At 47.3% G+C, this 1,581-nt stretch carries 1 rRNA gene; it reads right to left on the reverse strand.

The features are described 5' to 3' along the window. Positions 1 to 1,581 (reverse strand): 23S ribosomal RNA (locus J8281_RS18845); the annotation flags it as partial.

Below are 1,581 nucleotides of genomic sequence, written 5' to 3' on the forward strand. Positions count from 1 at the left end.
CACTCGGTTTTCTTGGAAGTCGATCCGCTAGATTATCACATTGGCCGTAGCCTCTGTGTACTATCAGGACATTACTGTTCCCTTCAACGCACTATTCCGTCAGTGCGCACTAACTTCTCGCCTCCGTCACTTTTAGCGTGAGCAGGTACGGGAATATTAACCCGTTGTCCATCCACTACCCCTTTCGGGTTCGCGTTAGGCCCCGACTAACCCTCAGCTGATTAGCATAGCTGAGGAAACCTTAGTCTTTCGGTGGGAGGGTTTCTCGCCCTCCTTATCGTTACTTATGCCTACATTTTCTTTTGTAGCTACTCCAGCATACCTCAAAGTACACCTTCAACGCCACTACAATGCTCCCCTACCGATATTAAATATCCCATAGCTTCGGTAATATGCTTATGCCCGATTATTATCCATGCCGAACCGCTCGACTAGTGAGCTGTTACGCACTCTTTAAATGAATGGCTGCTTCCAAGCCAACATCCTAGCTGTCTAAGCAGTTCAACCGCGTTTATTCAACTTAGCATATATTTGGGGACCTTAGCTGATGGTCTGGGTTCTTTCCCTCTCGGACATGGACCTTAGCACCCATGCCCTCACTGCTGTGAAACATTTTATAGCATTCGGAGTTTGTCAGGAATTGGTAGGCGGTGAAGCCCCCGCATCCAATCAGTAGCTCTACCTCTATAAAACTATCACAACGCTGCACCTAAATGCATTTCGGGGAGTACGAGCTATTTCCGAGTTTGATTGGCCTTTCACCCCTACCCTCAGGTCATCCCAAGACTTTTCAACGTCAACGGGTTCGGTCCTCCACTTTGGGTTAACAAAGCTTCAACCTGCCCAAGGGTAGATCACACGGTTTCGCGTCTACTACTACTAACTTTATACCCACAAAGGTGGGTATCCCGCCCTATTCAGACTCGCTTTCGCTGCGGCTCCGATCCTTAAAATCTTAACCTCGCTAGTAAAAGTAACTCGTAGGCTCATTATGCAAAAGGCACGCCGTCACTGATAAATCAGCTCCGACCGCTTGTAAGCGTATGGTTTCAGGATCTTTTTCACTCCCTTATTCAGGGTTCTTTTCACCTTTCCCTCACGGTACTGGTTCACTATCGGTCTCTCAGGAGTATTTAGCCTTATGGGATGGTCCCCACTAATTCATACAGGGTTACACGTGCCCCGCACTACTCAGGATACTACTAAAAATATATGACTTACCTATACCGGGCTATCACCGTCTATGGCTCCTATTTCCAAAGGATTCTAATTCATCATACACTCTATATTGTAGTCCTACAACCCCTGACTTGCCGTAACAAAACAGGTTTGGGCTAATTCGCGTTCGCTCGCCACTACTAACGAAATCACTATTGTTTTCTTCTCCTCCGGGTACTTAGATGTTTCAGTTCTCCGGGTTTGCTTACCAAAATAAATTCAGTATGACATGTCTTCAACATGCCGGGTTGCCCCATTCGGATATCTGCGGATCAACAGGTATGTGCCCCTCACCACAGCTTTTCGCAGCTTATCACGTCCTTCTTCGCCTCTGAGAGCCTAGGCATTCCCCATACGCCCTTA

Source organism: Aquimarina sp. U1-2 (genome assembly GCF_017897595.1).
GTDB lineage: Bacteria > Bacteroidota > Bacteroidia > Flavobacteriales > Flavobacteriaceae > Aquimarina.